16 protein-coding genes, 1 pseudogene and 1 riboswitch are annotated in these 15,500 nt (G+C 37.3%); of the genes and pseudogenes, 11 read left to right on the plus strand and 6 right to left on the minus strand.

Annotated features, from left to right (window positions below):
• Positions 1 to 112: 112 nt before the first annotated feature.
• Positions 113 to 1,312 carry an MFS transporter gene (locus tag ACN6MY_RS12930; protein ID WP_419880558.1) on the plus strand — a complete coding sequence of 400 codons (1,200 nt, stop codon included), beginning with the start codon at positions 113 to 115 and terminating at the stop codon, positions 1,310 to 1,312.
• 249 nt (positions 1,313 to 1,561) lie between these two features.
• Here ACN6MY_RS12930 and ACN6MY_RS12935 read toward each other — a convergent pair whose 3' ends face one another.
• The gene (locus ACN6MY_RS12935) at positions 1,562 to 1,720 is read right to left on the minus strand and encodes a YjcZ family sporulation protein (RefSeq protein ID WP_419880559.1); all 159 of its coding nucleotides are present in this window, start codon (positions 1,718 to 1,720) and stop codon (positions 1,562 to 1,564) included.
• Positions 1,721 to 2,816: 1,096 nt separating this feature from the next.
• Here ACN6MY_RS12935 and ACN6MY_RS12940 point away from each other — a divergent pair.
• Complete coding sequence (locus ACN6MY_RS12940; protein ID WP_419880560.1) at positions 2,817 to 4,583, plus strand: methyl-accepting chemotaxis protein; 1,767 nt, start codon at positions 2,817 to 2,819, stop codon at positions 4,581 to 4,583.
• 181 nt (positions 4,584 to 4,764) lie between these two features.
• Here the strand turns inward: ACN6MY_RS12940 and ACN6MY_RS12945 are convergent, their stop codons facing one another.
• Positions 4,765 to 5,268: a DinB family protein gene (locus ACN6MY_RS12945; protein ID WP_419880561.1), complete on the minus strand. Its 504-nt coding sequence runs from the start codon at positions 5,266 to 5,268 to the stop codon at positions 4,765 to 4,767.
• A 511-nt stretch (positions 5,269 to 5,779) separates the two neighbouring features.
• On the opposite strand from ACN6MY_RS12945, the gene ACN6MY_RS12950 reads away from it, so the two are divergent.
• The 5 genes from ACN6MY_RS12950 (at position 5,780) to ACN6MY_RS12970 (ending at position 9,852) form a co-directional block, all read left to right on the plus strand.
• Positions 5,780 to 6,799, plus strand: a complete 1,020-nt coding sequence (locus tag ACN6MY_RS12950; protein WP_419880562.1) for an ATP-binding cassette domain-containing protein — start codon at positions 5,780 to 5,782, stop codon at positions 6,797 to 6,799.
• Positions 6,800 to 6,810: 11 nt separating this feature from the next.
• On the plus strand, positions 6,811 to 7,626 hold the full coding sequence (locus tag ACN6MY_RS12955) for an ABC transporter permease (RefSeq protein WP_419880563.1): 816 nt from the start codon (positions 6,811 to 6,813) through the stop codon (positions 7,624 to 7,626).
• 89 nt (positions 7,627 to 7,715) lie between these two features.
• Positions 7,716 to 8,396 carry a response regulator transcription factor gene (locus ACN6MY_RS12960; RefSeq protein WP_419880564.1) on the plus strand — a complete coding sequence of 227 codons (681 nt, stop codon included), beginning with the start codon at positions 7,716 to 7,718 and terminating at the stop codon, positions 8,394 to 8,396.
• Positions 8,393 to 9,466, plus strand: coding sequence for a sensor histidine kinase (locus tag ACN6MY_RS12965; RefSeq protein ID WP_419880565.1), 1,074 nt, complete (start codon positions 8,393 to 8,395; stop codon positions 9,464 to 9,466). Before ACN6MY_RS12960 ends, ACN6MY_RS12965 begins: the two co-directional genes overlap by 4 nt.
• Before the next feature lie 188 nt (positions 9,467 to 9,654).
• Entirely contained in the window at positions 9,655 to 9,852 is a 198-nt protein-coding gene (locus ACN6MY_RS12970; RefSeq protein WP_419880566.1) for a DUF6366 family protein, read from the plus strand.
• Positions 9,853 to 9,937: 85 nt separating this feature from the next.
• Here the strand turns inward: ACN6MY_RS12970 and ACN6MY_RS12975 are convergent.
• Positions 9,938 to 10,080: pseudogene (locus ACN6MY_RS12975) on the minus strand (IS1595 family transposase); the annotation flags it as partial.
• A 341-nt stretch (positions 10,081 to 10,421) separates the two neighbouring features.
• Between ACN6MY_RS12975 and ACN6MY_RS12980 the strand changes: the two are divergent.
• The 4 genes from ACN6MY_RS12980 to ACN6MY_RS12995 all read left to right on the plus strand — a co-directional run bounded on the left by ACN6MY_RS12980 (position 10,422) and on the right by ACN6MY_RS12995 (position 13,104).
• A complete protein-coding gene (locus ACN6MY_RS12980) occupies positions 10,422 to 10,880 on the plus strand; it encodes a hypothetical protein (RefSeq protein WP_419880567.1) in 459 nt (152 codons plus the stop codon).
• 381 nt (positions 10,881 to 11,261) lie between these two features.
• Positions 11,262 to 11,498, plus strand: a complete 237-nt coding sequence (locus ACN6MY_RS12985; protein WP_419880568.1) for a PAS domain S-box protein — start codon at positions 11,262 to 11,264, stop codon at positions 11,496 to 11,498.
• Between the two features lie 225 nt (positions 11,499 to 11,723).
• Positions 11,724 to 11,810, plus strand: a complete 87-nt coding sequence (locus ACN6MY_RS12990; RefSeq protein WP_419884166.1) for a hypothetical protein — start codon at positions 11,724 to 11,726, stop codon at positions 11,808 to 11,810.
• Between the two features lie 292 nt (positions 11,811 to 12,102).
• Positions 12,103 to 13,104, plus strand: a complete 1,002-nt coding sequence (locus tag ACN6MY_RS12995) for a diguanylate cyclase (RefSeq protein ID WP_419880569.1) — start codon at positions 12,103 to 12,105, stop codon at positions 13,102 to 13,104.
• Positions 13,105 to 14,190: 1,086 nt separating this feature from the next.
• Here the strand turns inward: ACN6MY_RS12995 and ACN6MY_RS13000 are convergent.
• From ACN6MY_RS13000 to ACN6MY_RS13010, 3 genes are all read right to left on the minus strand, one after another.
• Positions 14,191 to 14,412: a hypothetical protein gene (locus ACN6MY_RS13000; protein ID WP_419880570.1), complete on the minus strand. Its 222-nt coding sequence runs from the start codon at positions 14,410 to 14,412 to the stop codon at positions 14,191 to 14,193.
• 67 nt (positions 14,413 to 14,479) lie between these two features.
• Complete coding sequence (locus ACN6MY_RS13005) at positions 14,480 to 14,902, minus strand: cache domain-containing protein (RefSeq protein WP_419880571.1); 423 nt, start codon at positions 14,900 to 14,902, stop codon at positions 14,480 to 14,482.
• Entirely contained in the window at positions 14,899 to 15,141 is a 243-nt protein-coding gene (locus ACN6MY_RS13010) for a hypothetical protein (RefSeq protein ID WP_419880572.1), read from the minus strand. The genes ACN6MY_RS13005 and ACN6MY_RS13010 overlap by 4 nt, the downstream gene beginning before the upstream one ends.
• Positions 15,142 to 15,345: 204 nt before the next feature.
• A riboswitch (cyclic di-GMP riboswitch) is annotated at positions 15,346 to 15,431 on the plus strand.
• Positions 15,432 to 15,500: the final 69 nt, after the last annotated feature.

A 15,500-nucleotide genomic window follows, 5' to 3' on the forward strand; every position in this document is an offset into this window, starting at 1 on the left:
AAATCCATAATCCAAAAGTAATGCATAACATTATCATTTACATTCACTATTATTGATTATATTGTGGTGGTATTCTATATAAGAAATCAAGCACATCTTAGGAGGTCTTCACATGAATGGAAATGAACATTCAGCGCCAAAGTCAAATGGAAATAAATTTGCACTATTTGCTTTGGCCGCAACATTCTTTGGTGTAGGAGTCACAGAATTCATCAGTGTAGGTGTTCTTCCTGCAGTTGCGAATGAATTTCACATATCAACATCTACAGCTGGATTAATTGTATCAATGTATGCAATAGGAGTTGCAGTAGGAGGACCTATTTTAACTTCTCTAACAGCAAAGGTTCCGCGGAAAAAAGTGCTATTATCCGTTATCGTTCTGTTTATTATCGGGCATATCATAACGGCTATTGCTCCTACTTTCAGTATCGTACTAACAGGGCGTATACTATCAGCATTCGCACATGGTGTGTTCTTTGCTATAGGTTCAACGGTTGCCGCAAGTCTTGTTCCTAAAAATCGTCAAGCAAGTGCTATTGCATTTGTATTTGGAGGGTTTACGGTTGCCACTGCAATTGGGGCTCCTTTAGGGACATATATCAGTGATATTTTTGGTTGGAGATTTCCATTTTACGGAATTGCATTCATTGGTTTAATTGCTCTTATTCTTAATGCTATTGCAATTCAAAGTCATCAATTAAAAACAGAAATACCACCATCTTATAAAGATCAGCTGAAATTAGCGGGTAACGGAAGAATTTTACTTATCTTAGCCGTGACGATTCTAGGGTACGGAGGTACATTCGTAACCTTTACGTACCTTTCACCTATTCTTCAGGATATCATGGGTATTGGTGCTGAAAAAGTGAGTGTTATCCTATTTGTATATGGGATAGCCATTGCAATTGGAAACACCATAGGAGGACGGTTTGGGGATAGAAAACCACTTAAAGCTTTACTTTCTATGTTTAGCGTACAAGCTGTTATCTTATTGATCTTTACATTTACCGCGCCTTATAAAGCAGTTGGTCTAATTACGGTGGCAGCTATGGGACTGTTGGCATTTATGAGCGTGCCTGTATTACAATCTTACGTGTTGAACCTAGCGCAGCGTTATGTACCCAGTGCTGTCGATGTTGCCTCTTCTCTTAATATTGCTTCGTTTAACGGAGGAATTGCGTTAGGTTCGTACGTCGGAGGAATTACGGCGGACATCATGGGATTACAGCACACCCCTTGGGTAGCTGCTGTTATGGTGTTTCTAGGAGTTCTTCTCACTGTGGTTACCATACGCCTAGAAAAAAAGAAATGAATAAGAGGTTATAGATGGGGTATGAATCTATAGCCTTCTTGTATTATCTTTCTTACCTTTTGCCCAAATTCTTTAATAAAATTTAGTCAAGATATGATCAAGTATAATCAAGGAGCTTTTTTATTTTACGTAATCCGACTTTTGTTTGAGATTAAAATGAGTCCCTAAAATTGGGCACTCCTTTCTGGCGTAACAAAAAAGGGTCCCGAAAAATAAGGACCCACTTTTGTTAATGCTTTTGCAGAAGTATTAGTAACCGCCGTAACCGTAACCGCCTCCGCCATAGCCTCCGCCGCCGAAACCGCCAGCACAACTACATCCAACAATGATTAGGAGGATAAACAGAACAACAACAAAGGCAAAACCGCCTCCGCCGCCGTATCCACCAACTCCAGCTCCATCTGACATTTCAAATCCCCCTTTATACAGGGAGGGTTTTACATGGGTAGTTCTATAGTATGTTTGAATAAATGAAATGACACTCCTTTTCAATGACAATGGTTAAAGCAATTTAAATTGATCCGAAATTTCCTTGTTGAGCCAAGTGCTGAAAAGCATTCTTAATCCTGCACGATGTTCGCATGCTTCCCTTTTATCGAGCTCACAATAGGTGTTTCAAGAGCATAAGGGGTTTTTGTTCCCAATTGAGGTGTGAAGTTAGGCAAAGCCTATCAAAACGATGGGGTACAGGTGAATTTCCAATTATATATGATTGTATATACAGATTTTCCTAATTTTCAGGGGAAGAAGCTTTAATGATATACATATGTATATACACTACTATGGGGCGCTTGAGAACCAACTGTCCACTAGTAAATTCCAGAGCTTAAGAGAAGAACAATGTTTTTATGCTACGCCTGTATAAGGCAATGTCCATTTGATTTTTAAAAATACTAAACTTTTGTCACAATAAGCCGATAATATTAGTCGGGTAATAAAACAAATTATTTTGTTACTGGGGCTGAAAATGGAGAGCAACACATTCAAGGATGAATAGGAAATGGCAAAGGGTAAAAAGTCAATATTTACACAGAACAGCGGACTAGACAGAAGCAATATTAGATAAGTACCAAGCGCATACAGTATTCGAGATGGAGGTAAACTTAACATCAATTAGTGCAGGTGATGACCTTCAGGAAGAGGAAATATCGTATACTTTCTGGACAAGCCAATGGTCTACAACGGAGTCAACACTACAGTTCAAAACTATTTATCCAGTAAGCAGTGCTTCGAAACAAAAGGTAAGTGGCAGATCGCTTTATATAATCCGTCAAACAGAACTGCAGTTCTTTATGAAGCGTATATGCCGGAGGTGAACTATCAGCTAACCACAATGGGATTTGAACATACAGCTTTTGGTAGTTGGTGATAGGCAATGAGAGAGTAGTAAAGCGGGAACCTGCTTTACTACTTTTCGTTTATATAACAGGTTGACCGCTTAGACATAGGATTATCGGGGGGAGGGTCACTATGAGGAGTGGGTTTCATAAAAGGAGTGTTTCAGTTGAAAAGTAAATATTTATCTCTGAGTTTAGCTTCACGTATCACATCATTTTTGTCTTTATTAATCGTCATATTACTGGTACTATCAGTTATTTCAAGCGTTTCTAAAACAAAGAAAGCGACTGAAGATTCAATATCTCAATATAGTAAGCATTTAACGGAGTCACTAGCAAATAAGGTAAACTCAGAAGAGTACGAAAAGTTCTTAAACGCTAAGGAAGAAAACGATGCTTACAGAAGTGTCAGAGAACAATTGAATTCTTTCAGAGAGCTAACAGGTTCGCTCTATGTTTATTCTTTAGAGTATTCAGATAATAAAGTAAAAATATTAGTAGATGGTGAACCTAAGGACGCAAAAGAAGGGGAGTACTCCCCTATTGGAGAGTCTGCTGTCACAACAACTTATGAGGATATAAAACCCGTATTAAGTGGTAAAACGACCCACACACCTATTGTCCATGATAAGAAATACGGGGACTACTTATCGTCTTTTGCACCTATCAAAAACAAAGATGGGAAGGTCATCGGGGTTCTAGGTGTGGACACAGACGCCAAAATGGTGAATGAGATAACGAACAATATTGTTGATTCTAGTTTACCTAGCACATCTCTAGTGGGTCTGCTTGCAATTATTATCGCTATCGCATTTAGCATTTGGATGATTAGAAGGTTGTTAAACCCTCTTAAAGGGATTCAAGCTACTGCAGAGAGCATTGCGAATCATGATTTACACACAGCCGAAAAAGAAATCCGTAAAGTAAAATCGTTCTATAACGATGAAGTAGGTCGACTTTTAGCTTCAGTAGTTACAATGACGGGAAACCTAAGAACCATCATTTCCGCGGTACAAAGTACGACTTCAAATGTCAGCACCTTGTCTCAGGAACTAACAGATACCTTTGGTATAACAAAAGCGTCTTTAATAGAAATCAATGCATCTGTTTCCGAGATGAGTGAGGGAGCTCAATCACAGATGACGGGTGCTAGTGAAAGCGCAATAGCAACTGCGGAGTTAGCTGCATCTATTTCTAAGATAGCAGAAAGCGCAACTAGTGTTTCTGAAAAGTCCTCCGAGGCGGTGGCTGAAGCCAATAAGGGGTATTCCAGAATTGAGTCGGCAATTAAACAGGTTGAGGTTATTCAAGATGTGGTTGGTTCTTCATCTGAAAATATTTCCGTAATGAAGTCAAGATATTCTGATATTGAAAATGTCTTAGCCACAATATCAGGTATTGCTGATCAGACAAATCTTTTATCCCTTAATGCGAGTATAGAAGCGGCAAGAGCAGGTGAGCAGGGAATAGGGTTCTCTGTAGTGGCACAGGAGATTCGTAAATTGGCAGAGCAGTCTAAAAATGCATCTAACCAAATCTCTACTCTAATACAACTTATTGATACGGATACAAAAACAGTTATTGAAGGTATGGAAGTTGGCGTTAGAGAAGCAAATGCAGGTCTTGAGTTAGTTAAATCGGCAGGGGTAGCATTTAAAGATATTTTAGTTAAGAACGATGGGGTGGATTACGAAGTACAAGAAGTAACAGCGGCAGTAGAACAAATGTCAGCAGGCGCAGAGCAAATATCAGCAACAATAGATGAAATGTCTGTAATTGCTACATCTTCTTCTCAAAAGACAGAAGAGATAGGTGCATTGTCTGCTGAGCAGTTGCGTATAATCGATTTGGTTGGTAAGTCTACATCTAATATGAACGATATGGCTAATGAACTCACAGACGTAGTCAATAAATTTAAACTGTCTACTAGTTGACTTCCGTAGAAATTCTGGATACAGAAAACATTTAACAGTTAGGGGAGGAGAAAATCTACCCTAACTGTCTTTTAATTTATGGCTCTGTTAAACTACAATGTTGATAATCGGTCAAAATTAAGAAACCCTATATCTATTGGGTTTCCCATTCCTATTACTAACAAACAGGTTCGTAATAATATTAAAGTGGTGGATTTTCTACACCTAAGTGAATCCAATCTTCTTTTGGTGGTCCATAAACCCCAAAAGGTTTTATTCCTGCTTGACGCATAAGAATTGTAACTTGTCCACGATGATGAACGATGTGCTTAATTAGTCCCATTAAAATTTGAGCATTTGCTTCTTCTCTGCCAAATGCAGTTTGCACTTCCTTCAAAGATTCGTCTGTCCATTGTTCTTCAATGACTTTGATTGCAGAAGAACTTATATGGTTAAAGGTTTCAGCCATTTCTTTAGCTGAGGTTGGAATATTCCCTTCATTTTCTACTTCATCCACTTTCAACCCGAAATGAGCTAAATATTCTGGAATATTTGTTGTAAAATGCCAGACTATTCTTCCCAAAGTACGCCCTTCTGGGTAAACTTTTTGTTTCAATGAATCATCGGTTAAACCTTCCAAAACCTTTTGAGTTAGCGTTGCCTCCCTATTCCATTCTCTAATAAAGTCTGCAATCGTTACATACATATACAATACCTCCATAGTCAACATTTCTATGATTTTTTATTTCAGAAAAAATATTATAAAACATTTGTTCGATTTTTTCAATTTTCCTTCTTTACTATCTTTTTTTAGTTCGGTAATTGCTACACATTGAATTTTGACAGTCGCAAACTGTCATATGTGTCTGTCATTTCAAATACAAATGTTTTTATATTGTTTGTGCTTACTTGTGGGGTATGGAGTTTAGTAGATATTTATTTCGAAATTTTTAAATTATAGGACAGAAAGCAAAAGCCATTTATACGCAAGAATGTACTTGTACATTTAAGGCATAAAAACAGCAGGGTATATGGTGGATTATTGCTTCACAAGCATATTTACCTTGCGATACATAAATCAGTATATTTGTTAATAAGAAGGAAAAGAGAATATGCTGCAGGTTATATTTCATTTTTTGTTTACAGTTCATATTCAGTTCATATTAATGGTTTATCATCCCTATATAATCAGCTGCAGAGAAGAGGGAGGATTTATATTGAATCAATTTTTAAGCAAAAAAGTAACTTTGGAAAGTAAGGAACTGGCTGTACAAGCGCATGGATTAGTCAAAACCTTCGGTGATAATCGGGCGGTCGACGGGGTGGATTTAAACGTTGGCGCTGGCACGATCTATGGTGTACTTGGCCCAAATGGAGCGGGGAAGACAACAGTTATCAGAATGCTGGCAACATTACTTAAGGCAGATGCTGGTACAGCACGGATTTTTGGATATGATGTAGTTAAGGAACCGCAGCTTGTCAGGCAATTAATTGGTGTTACAGGGCAATATGCCTCTGTCGACGAGTCGCTAAGCGCTACGGAAAATCTGATTATCTTTTCACGTTTATTAGGCTTGGGGCGTGCAGATGCAAAACGTAAGGCACAGGAATTGCTGGAGGAATTTGGTTTGACGGAAGCAGCAAAACGTCCATTGAAAAATTTCTCAGGCGGCATGCGCCGCCGGCTGGACTTAGCTGCCAGTCTCATCTCCCAGCCTCCGCTCATCTTTCTGGATGAGCCGACTACTGGATTAGACCCAAGAACCCGAAATCAAATGTGGGATACCATCCGCCGGTTAGTAAGTGGAGGATCAACAGTGCTTTTGACCACACAATATCTTCAGGAAGCTGATGAACTAGCGGACCGGATTGCGGTTATTGATCGCGGTCAAGTGGTCGCGGAAGGTACAGTAAATGAACTGAAGGAATCAATCGGCACTTCATCCTTGCATTTAAAGATTCAAAACGAACAATTTATGCAGCAAGCTTGCTTAATTGTTGAACGAATGCTTAATGTCCAGTCAGCAGTATCTGCGGAAGGCGGAAAAATCACCGCCCCCATGGCAGATGCCGGCCGGGTAACGGATTTGCTGATCGCACTGAGGGAGGCTGGCATTCAGCTGGCAGAGTTAAGTGTACAGAAACCCACTTTAGATGAGGTTTTTCTATCTATCACTGGAAATCATGCTGGTTTTAAGGGTAATTCAGAAACTGTATCCATTAAATCTAATATTTAGGAGGAGTCAATATGAGCGGTACAACTATACAGGCACTCAAAAGCCGCAAGCTTCGTGACAAATCAAGCTTCCGGAAAACAGTAAGAAATTCATTAACCATGGCATACAGAGGCCTGCTAAAAATAAAAAGGACACCTGAACAATTATTTGATGTCACGCTGCAGCCGATTATCTTCACTCTCATGTTTACTTATATTTTTGGCGGAGCTATTTCTGGAAATGTGCATAACTACTTGCCTGTTATAATCCCTGGCATTCTCGTCCAGACGGTTATTACGACCTCCGTTGTTACTGGTGTACAGCTTCGGGAGGATATGGACAAAGGTGTGTTCGATCGATTTAAATCACTGCCGATTGCCCGTATAGCTCCTTTAGCTGGAGCCTTGCTGGCAGACACTGTACGATATACGATTGCAACTGCACTCACGTTCACAATGGGGTATATAATGGGATACCGGCCTGAAGGTGGTTTAGAGTTTGTACTCCTTGCAGGGCTTCTTGTAATAATCTGTTCTTGGGCAATAAGCTGGATTTTTGCTTTCTTCGGTGTCATTTCACGCACAGTTTCAAGTGTACAAGGGATTTCAATGATTATTCTCTTTCCTCTCACGTTCCTATCTAACGCATTTGTACCCGCTAATACAATGCCTGAGGTGCTGCAATGGTTTGTGAAAATTAATCCTATCTCCCACCTGGTTACAGCTGTAAGAGACTTAACTAATTCTGGAATAATAGGCTGGGACTTTGCACACTCTCTTATTGGAGCAGCAGCTATAGTGGCCGTTTTTGCTCCAATGACGGTACGTGCCTATATGCGCCGCGCATAAAAGAAATGGTAAAATAAAGACTATCCACTGTTAAAACTGCCTATTGATTTGGCAGTTATCAATATTTGATTAAAGAAGGACTGAATATCATGGCAAACATATTAATAGTAGATGATGATCCTCATATCCGTGAATTAGTACATATCATCCTTACTAAAGAAGGTTTATCAGCTGTAGAGGCAGCTGATGGAGAAATTGCAATTTCCTTACTCGAAAAAAATAAAATTGATTTGATTATACTTGATATTATGATGCCGAAAATGGATGGCTGGGCATTTTGCCGCAAAGTACGCTCTTATTATGCCGATACATTGCCAATCCTAATGTTGACTGCAAAAGGGGAAACAGCTCAAAAAGTAAAGGGGTTTAATCTCGGGGCAGATGATTACTTAGTAAAGCCATTTGCTCCTGCTGAACTGGCAGTCAGGGTAAAAGCGCTTCTAAAACGCTATCAAATTACCCTGTCGAAACATATTGAAATTGGAAACGTCGTTATCAACCGCGAATTTTATAAAGTATTTATCGAGAATGAAGAGATCACACTGCCCTTAAAAGAATTTGAACTATTATTTAAGCTCGCAACACATCAAAATAAAACTTTTTCGAGGGAACAATTAATTGAAGACATATGGGGATTTGATTATGAGGGGGATGAGCGTACGGTTGATGTTCACATAAATCGCTTGCGGCAGCGATTTTCTCATGAGTCCTCTCCCTTTAAAATTACTACCATCCGCGGACTCGGTTATCGTTTCGAGGTGAAATCGTGAAAGTTCCTCAAACCATAAAACGGCTTTTGGGAATCCTTGCGGTCGCTGCAATGTTACTCATATGCTGGTCCTTTGCTTATTGGTTAACAGAGTGGTTCTATGATTGGCTCCAGATAACTCCGCGTGAATTTATCAGGCAGTTAATAAGCTCCTTTTTGGGATTTATCTTCTTTGGCTGCTGTATATCTATATTGAGAAAAATCCAATGGGTTAAATCACGACAAAATAAATTTCTGTTCCCGATGATTCAAGCCATGAAGATGATGTCGGAAGGAAATTTCAATATCGATCTTTCTTTTTATAAAAACCAGTTTCGCGAGAACAAGGATAATGATCACCCCTATTATCAGATCGTAAATAGCATTCATCATATGGCGGGAAAATTAGGTGAAATGGAAGGGATGCGCCAGGAGTTTATCTCGAATGTTTCCCATGAAATCCAATCTCCCTTGACATCCATCAGCGGTTTTGCACATACGCTGAAGAATGAAGGTTTAAGCCAGGAACAGAGAAATCATTATCTGGGAATTATCGAAACGGAAAGCATAAGATTATCCAAATTAAGTGAAAATCTATTAAAGCTTACCTCATTGGAATCTGAGCATTTACCTTTGGCACGGAATGAGTACCGATTAGATCATCAGCTTCGGCGGATTATTCTTGCCAATGAACCGCAATGGATGGAAAAAGAAATAAATATGGATATCTCGCTTGAGAATGTAACGGTCTCTGCTGATGCAGACATGATGGGTCAAGTGTGGATCAATCTGCTTCACAATAGTATAAAATTCACGCCAAAAGGAGGCACCATCTTAGTTGAGGCATACAACTCTGTGGAAGGAAGCGTTACTGTAAAAATAAGAGATACTGGAATCGGCATGGAGAAAGATGCCCTCATGCACATATTTGAACGCTTTTATAAGGTTGATGAGTCGAGAAATAGGGATACTGGAGGAAACGGACTTGGCCTCTCCATAGTCAAAAAAATAATTGATTTGCACAAATATGAAATTGGAGTGAAAAGTGAAATGGGTAAAGGGACAGAGATACATGTAATTTTGAAATCCTGACAATGACAAGCCCGCATAGGAGCAGTTCTGCTATGTCTCTGAAGTATTCCTGTCTCTGCCGGATTTATGTTAGATAGTTCTGGAGTATCTGCATTTGGATTAATAAAAGGCTTTTTTTAAAAAATGTTGTTTTTAGACAGGGAATATGGTTACTTATATATAATGTGTTAAAAAGGAGAAAATGAGGGATGAAAATGAGTCAAAACGAAAAAACACCGGAAGAAAGAAGAGAGAGAATGAGACAAAAGGAATTAAAAAATCTTTCAAGCAGTATTCAAGGAAGCAACCTTTCTGATTTGGTTGGTAGTTTAGGATGGAAGGGTACTGGGCTGCTTATCATTATAATCATTATCGGTTTTATAATCGCTTCAATATTTTTAAAGTAAGATCTCATTTTTTTATTATGCCCTTCAATTCCACAATTTCACACCATGAATTAAGCTTCTGTTCAACTAGTTTTTCATACCCTTATTGTTTTCTAAGCTCACTCCAAAGGAACCAGTAGAGATAATTGTCCGGATATTTCGCTGCAACTCTTTGGAAACGCTTCACCAAGTTTTTTAGCGATTGTGAAAGTTATTGACGTGCTGAAAGTTGAATATACCTTTCTTTACACATTATTCTCATCTCACATTGATTGTTTTTCGTGTTGTAATCCCTTCATCTCATAAAACAGACACCGATTGAGTCTGTATAGATAAGGAATTTACAGTGTTAAATGTCCAACCAATTTCGTCATTTAAAATATACAAAACTATTCCTATATATGTGAGGTGTTAATTTCGATGGGTTTTTGTTTTACTACCCGAACAACAGTCCCCTTAAAGAATATCCATCGGAGCGGCTGTGCGAATACTTGTATCCCTGAACCTTGTTGTCCTGCAAACCCCTCAGCAACGATTGTTTTCAGTATTAACCCGCTTATATTATGTTCTTCGAATTCAGGAAATAACACATGATTGGCCAGGTGTTCATAAACGGGAGTCCTGCTGAGGCAGGGGTCATTATCAGCTTATCCGTAAGTAATCCTTCTCTTGGCATCCTAATTCCAACTACAACAATTACCAATGCAACTGGTCATTTTACAGCTGTATTTATAGCAACTAACGGAGCGGGCACAGGCACGATTATAGCCACACTGCCAGATTGTCCTGGAACAATCGCCACTTTGCCAATCACTATTATCAACTGTTCACAAAATAATGCCACTATCAATAATTTTAATGCTTCTCCCAATACCATATGCACTACCGGTACTGGAGGAAACACATCGACGCTTACCGGCCAAATTTTCGTAAATGGGAGCCCTGCAGGAGGGGTAACGGTGCAATTTTTAGAAAAATTAAGATTGTCAATGCTTAAAGAAGAGAACGATCTATCCAAAACCTTCAAGATGTCAAAAACTCGTATGTAGAATATCATAGTAATAATATCAGTGACAAAATAGGTATTAATACCACAATAACTTTACTTCTTTATATTCTGAAATAACGATTATCTTCTCCATAAATTACCTCGATAAATTTTTCATTTGACTTTCTACAACAATTGAACATTTCGTTTAATTTGCCCAACTTTAATTTAGCTATTTCCCCAATGTTCAAAGAAATTTGATTAAACATTTCCATTAGTAGTCCGATATAAGGAATTGGATACATAGGTCAATTGCCAGGGGATTTATTCAATATATTAACCAAGCAGGAGTAAAAATCCTGGGTTTTAATCAACCAAAGGAATAGCTTGGAAAGTCACTTTTAGATTTTTTTCATCTCGATTCTCGGAAAGAAGTTGTCGAATGGATACAGCATTTACAACAAGGAGAAGAAACCTTTGGAACACAAAATGGTTCGGCAAGATGGCTGTGTTCTATGTAGAAGATACAGCCATTAGAATTAGGTATGACGGAGAACCAGCTACCCAAGGAATCTTTCGAGATATTACAGCAAGAAAACAAACAGAGGAAGCTCTTCGCAAAAGCGAGGAGAAATATCGTCTCATTGCTGAAAATATGCAGTATTTAATTGGGTATTAGATAAAAAAGGAGTGGTACAGTACGCTTCTCCTTCTCACCTGACAGTATTAGGTTTTCCGCCTGAAAGGTATGAGGGGAATACACTATGGTTCATCCTGATGATGTCCTTCATATCCAAGAAAAATATGCTAACATGATTGCAACCAAAACCCCCAGTAATGTTGAGTTCCGATATGACTTGCCAATGGTGGTTGGGTTTACGTAGAGGCTGTTGGAACGCCTGTATTGGATGAAAAGAATGAAGTAAAACATCTTATAGTGATAGCTCGTGATATTTCCGAACGAAGAAAAGCAAAGGTAAAAGAAAAATAAACTGATATCTTTCTAATACATTAACGGAATATTATTTTTTATTAATTTATTGCAAGTACGATTAAAAAATATAATCCATGACTCAATGGACAAAAGTTTTAACTCTACTAAAGTAAGATGTGGTCTAAAGTGGATTGCACATTATAAACTATATAATTTATTATAAATCAAAATTTAACGATTACGAAGGGATTTTATAATGGTTCTGAAAGGCTTTTTTATAAATTTTACAATATTGTTTACATTGACTTTTATGATTCATAAATACCTGTTTAGTGATGGAGTTACATCGATGGCGTCTATTAAACGCAAAATTTATGGTGGTCTACTACATGGTGTTTTTGGTGTTGTTCTCATGCAATTTGGCATTCCAATAGAGGGAGGTAATGGTCTCCTTCTTGACCTCAGAGCTATTCCTATAATGATAGCATCTTATTATGGTGGATGGATATCTGCTTTTATAGCGACTACCATCAGCATTATTTTCAGATTGACAATGTATCAAATCTCACCATCCTCGATTAGTAATGTTTTTGTTCTTACTTTGAGTACAATTGCATTTTCCATGATATGTAATTCCAGCATAAAAAGGGAGAAAAAATGGATATTTATGGTCCTCTCGTTTGTAGTGTTTATCGGTTTTGGACATTATATCGTGATATCTGATTTTCATTTAGCAACGATTATATTTGTTCAATATGCACTTTCTGTTGCAGGTGCTACTTTTGGAACTTATATCCTTAAATCATATCTTTGGCAAAGCAAAGAAAACGTAAAACAATTAAAAAAATATGCTCAAAAAGACTATCTAACTGGTCTTAATAATGTTCGGACATTCAATAGCGAATTAGATAATGCCTTGTCAAAAGCAACCAAAAATAACGAAGACTTATCTTTTATTATGATAGATATTGACCATTTTAAAATGATAAATGATACTTATGGGCATCCTGTTGGAGACAAAGTTCTTAAGCAACTGGGAGATATACTTGTAAAATCGTGTCGTTCTGTTGATATCATCTCTCGAAATGGAGGAGAAGAATTTAGCATCATTATGCCAAATTATAATTCCGCATCCGCCAGAAGAGTTGCGGAAAGAATACGTCAAGTTGTGGAACAGAATGTATTGTTTGTTAATGAAGTTGATTTAAAGATTACAGTTTCCATAGGATATGTCACGATAAACCCTAAAGATTTCGTAACTGTAAAAGACATTATTAACAAAGCGGATGAAGCACTATACAATTCTAAACGGACAGGCAGAAATCGTATTAGCTCGTTTTCTGAAATTTAAGGCCACATGATTTGAGTGGCTTTTTTTATACCTTTTTTTCCCTGAGTATTTTGTTATTTTGGGGGAGTTAAGTTTTAAAGGGTTTTTTAAATAGAGGGACACAGTGGAATGAAAAAAAGCAGAGAGAAAGGCGAGAATATTACTACCGTATTTTTTAATTTGGAAAGGCTGCGTAGAACATTGCTTTTCCGTTTTATATCATAGGGGTTTTTTGAAATCTGTGGAAAATCTGTTGTCGTTATCGTACACCTATTAAAGATGTATATCACGTTTAATACTGTTATAAAATACAGTTCCAAGCAAAAACAACGCAAACATATTGCGGAATAGCGAAGTAAGGTTTGCGGGAAGTTGTAAATCAATGTGTCGTAAAATAGAAACGTGACTTTTGGCGTGGATTTAAACCATTTAATAATGTAAAAAGGGCATTTGGGAGGAAGGCATCGGATTTGAAAGTAATAAAAGCTAGGCATACCTATTGACCAAGAAATATGAATCGAACCAACGAGTAAATAGCAACTACTACAAACTGGCTGTTTATATGATAATGGATTTCCCAAAAGCAATAGTCACAAAGTATAGGAACAGATAACTTATAAACAGTAGGTTTTGGAGAAATACATTACAAATCGGAATATGGCACATAAGGTATTTGATTTTGTCATTGAAATTAGTTGAAATTGAATTCGATACTTCTTTTGGACAGGGGATAAGGTGGCTGGATAACCTTACTATATCAGTTTTATGATGTATTTGCACAAATTAAATGATTAGCATTCTAAACATAATACTGGTTGGACCGATATAACTATTTAAAGAATCAAATAAAAATAATAATGTATCTACCATCTGGTTATAGTCTAAGAAGTCTGCGAATGATAAAACAACAGAATAAAACTGAAGTATCGAATCAAATCGGGATACATAGTGATACTCTTAGAAATAATGAAGAAGGTAATATAAAAAACCTCGTTTGTACACATTAATTAAACTTTATAAATATTATGATGTCCCATTGGAGAAAATCATCGAGGAATTCAGAACATTTTAAGTGTCAGCTACAGCAGAAGAACTATCTGCTACCGTTCAATCTATTAAATCAACGATTTGGGAAACATTTTGTACCACTTGGGAGGTTTCTTCTATACTTGTGAATTGTTTTTCTGCAGGTTCTTGTATCGTATTGCTAATGTCCTCATTTGCTTGAGACGTTTGTTCTGCACTTGCTGTAAGTTGTATGGAATATGCACTTAATTGTTCCGTATTTTCGCCTACCTGTTGAATCAAGGAAGATAATTCAGTTTTCATAGTATTAAAGTCACTGGTTAATTGACCAATTTCATCTTTGGCATCATCTGAAATATCTCCAGTAAAATTACCTTTCCCTGCTTCGGTTAATGCGTCTTCGTAATCTTGTATTGTACAGAACTACTACACCAACAGCAACGGCTACTAAAATAGCAAGTACAGTTTGGAAAATGACAAAGATTGAGTGAATCGTTTGGTCAACAATAGCGGAGGAAGCACCCACATATAACATATCAATCGGTTGAGCTTGATTATCTTTGATAGGTATATAGGCAGTTTGGTGTTTATTTCCAAGACCATTTGCTTCTCCAAAATAGGAATTTCCGTTTTGTATAACAACATCGGTAACAGTTTGTGAAGCTTGAGTACCGACTTCTCGTTTTCCTTTAAGGGTTACGTTGGTAGCAATTCGAGCTGCATACTGAAACAAAGTTACAGTATCCCCAGTAGATTTTCCAATGTTTTCTACTATTTCATTGTTATCTTTCATTTGGAAGAACCTTTATAGAGATTCCCTTTTTCAATATGCCAATCACCTGGATATTTGTTTTCTATGTATAAATTAGCGAGTTTTACATCGCCCTTTGCTTTTGTTAAAACAGATTGTTTTATACCGCTTGAAACTTGACCATACACTATATACTCCAATACTGCTGAAAGTATAAGCATAATAGAAGCAACAATAAGATTTATTTGAAGCCCGATATTCATGTTTTTAAACTTGAACAACTTTTACTTACCTCTTTTCATCTAAATAATAAAAGATATTACAGACTTTTATCTACAAAAACTGACGATTGTTTAGGAGTTGATAAAAAGTTTAAGGGATTTTTTAAAAGGAGTGTTATTGAGTAATTGAGAATTTATCTTTAACTTTTCTTTGCAATGGTAGAAGTATCCACTATAGTAGTCATGAGACTAATTTTCTGATTAAATAGATAAGGGGAAATTATCTGAAAAGTAAAGATGCAAAACTAAAGGGACTAAAGAGTGCCAAACTATGTCAGCCAGTTACTGATGGAACTTTGAGTGAAACGGAAATAAACCGGTATAAGGTAGGTCCTTTTTTTTATGAATAAAAAAGAAAG

The organism is Peribacillus sp. B-H-3 (assembly GCF_048572925.1).
Lineage (GTDB): Bacteria > Bacillota > Bacilli > Bacillales > DSM-1321 > Peribacillus.

Coding starts and splice junctions, on each gene's coding strand:
- ACN6MY_RS12945 (WP_419880561.1), bottom strand. CDS start 5,268: ATGTATGTAACGATTGCAGACTTTATTAGAGAATGGAATAGGGAGGCA.
- ACN6MY_RS13005 (WP_419880571.1), bottom strand. CDS start 14,902: ATGAAAGATAACAATGAAATAGTAGAAAACATTGGAAAATCTACTGGG.
- ACN6MY_RS12935 (WP_419880559.1), bottom strand. CDS start 1,720: ATGTCAGATGGAGCTGGAGTTGGTGGATACGGCGGCGGAGGCGGTTTT.
- ACN6MY_RS13000 (WP_419880570.1), bottom strand. CDS start 14,412: ATGAAAACTGAATTATCTTCCTTGATTCAACAGGTAGGCGAAAATACG.
- ACN6MY_RS12980 (WP_419880567.1), top strand. CDS start 10,422: ATGATTGGCCAGGTGTTCATAAACGGGAGTCCTGCTGAGGCAGGGGTC.
- ACN6MY_RS12930 (WP_419880558.1), top strand. CDS start 113: ATGAATGGAAATGAACATTCAGCGCCAAAGTCAAATGGAAATAAATTT.
- ACN6MY_RS12970 (WP_419880566.1), top strand. CDS start 9,655: ATGAAAATGAGTCAAAACGAAAAAACACCGGAAGAAAGAAGAGAGAGA.
- ACN6MY_RS12985 (WP_419880568.1), top strand. CDS start 11,262: ATGGATACAGCATTTACAACAAGGAGAAGAAACCTTTGGAACACAAAA.
- ACN6MY_RS12960 (WP_419880564.1), top strand. CDS start 7,716: ATGGCAAACATATTAATAGTAGATGATGATCCTCATATCCGTGAATTA.
- ACN6MY_RS12955 (WP_419880563.1), top strand. CDS start 6,811: ATGAGCGGTACAACTATACAGGCACTCAAAAGCCGCAAGCTTCGTGAC.
- ACN6MY_RS12995 (WP_419880569.1), top strand. CDS start 12,103: ATGGCGTCTATTAAACGCAAAATTTATGGTGGTCTACTACATGGTGTT.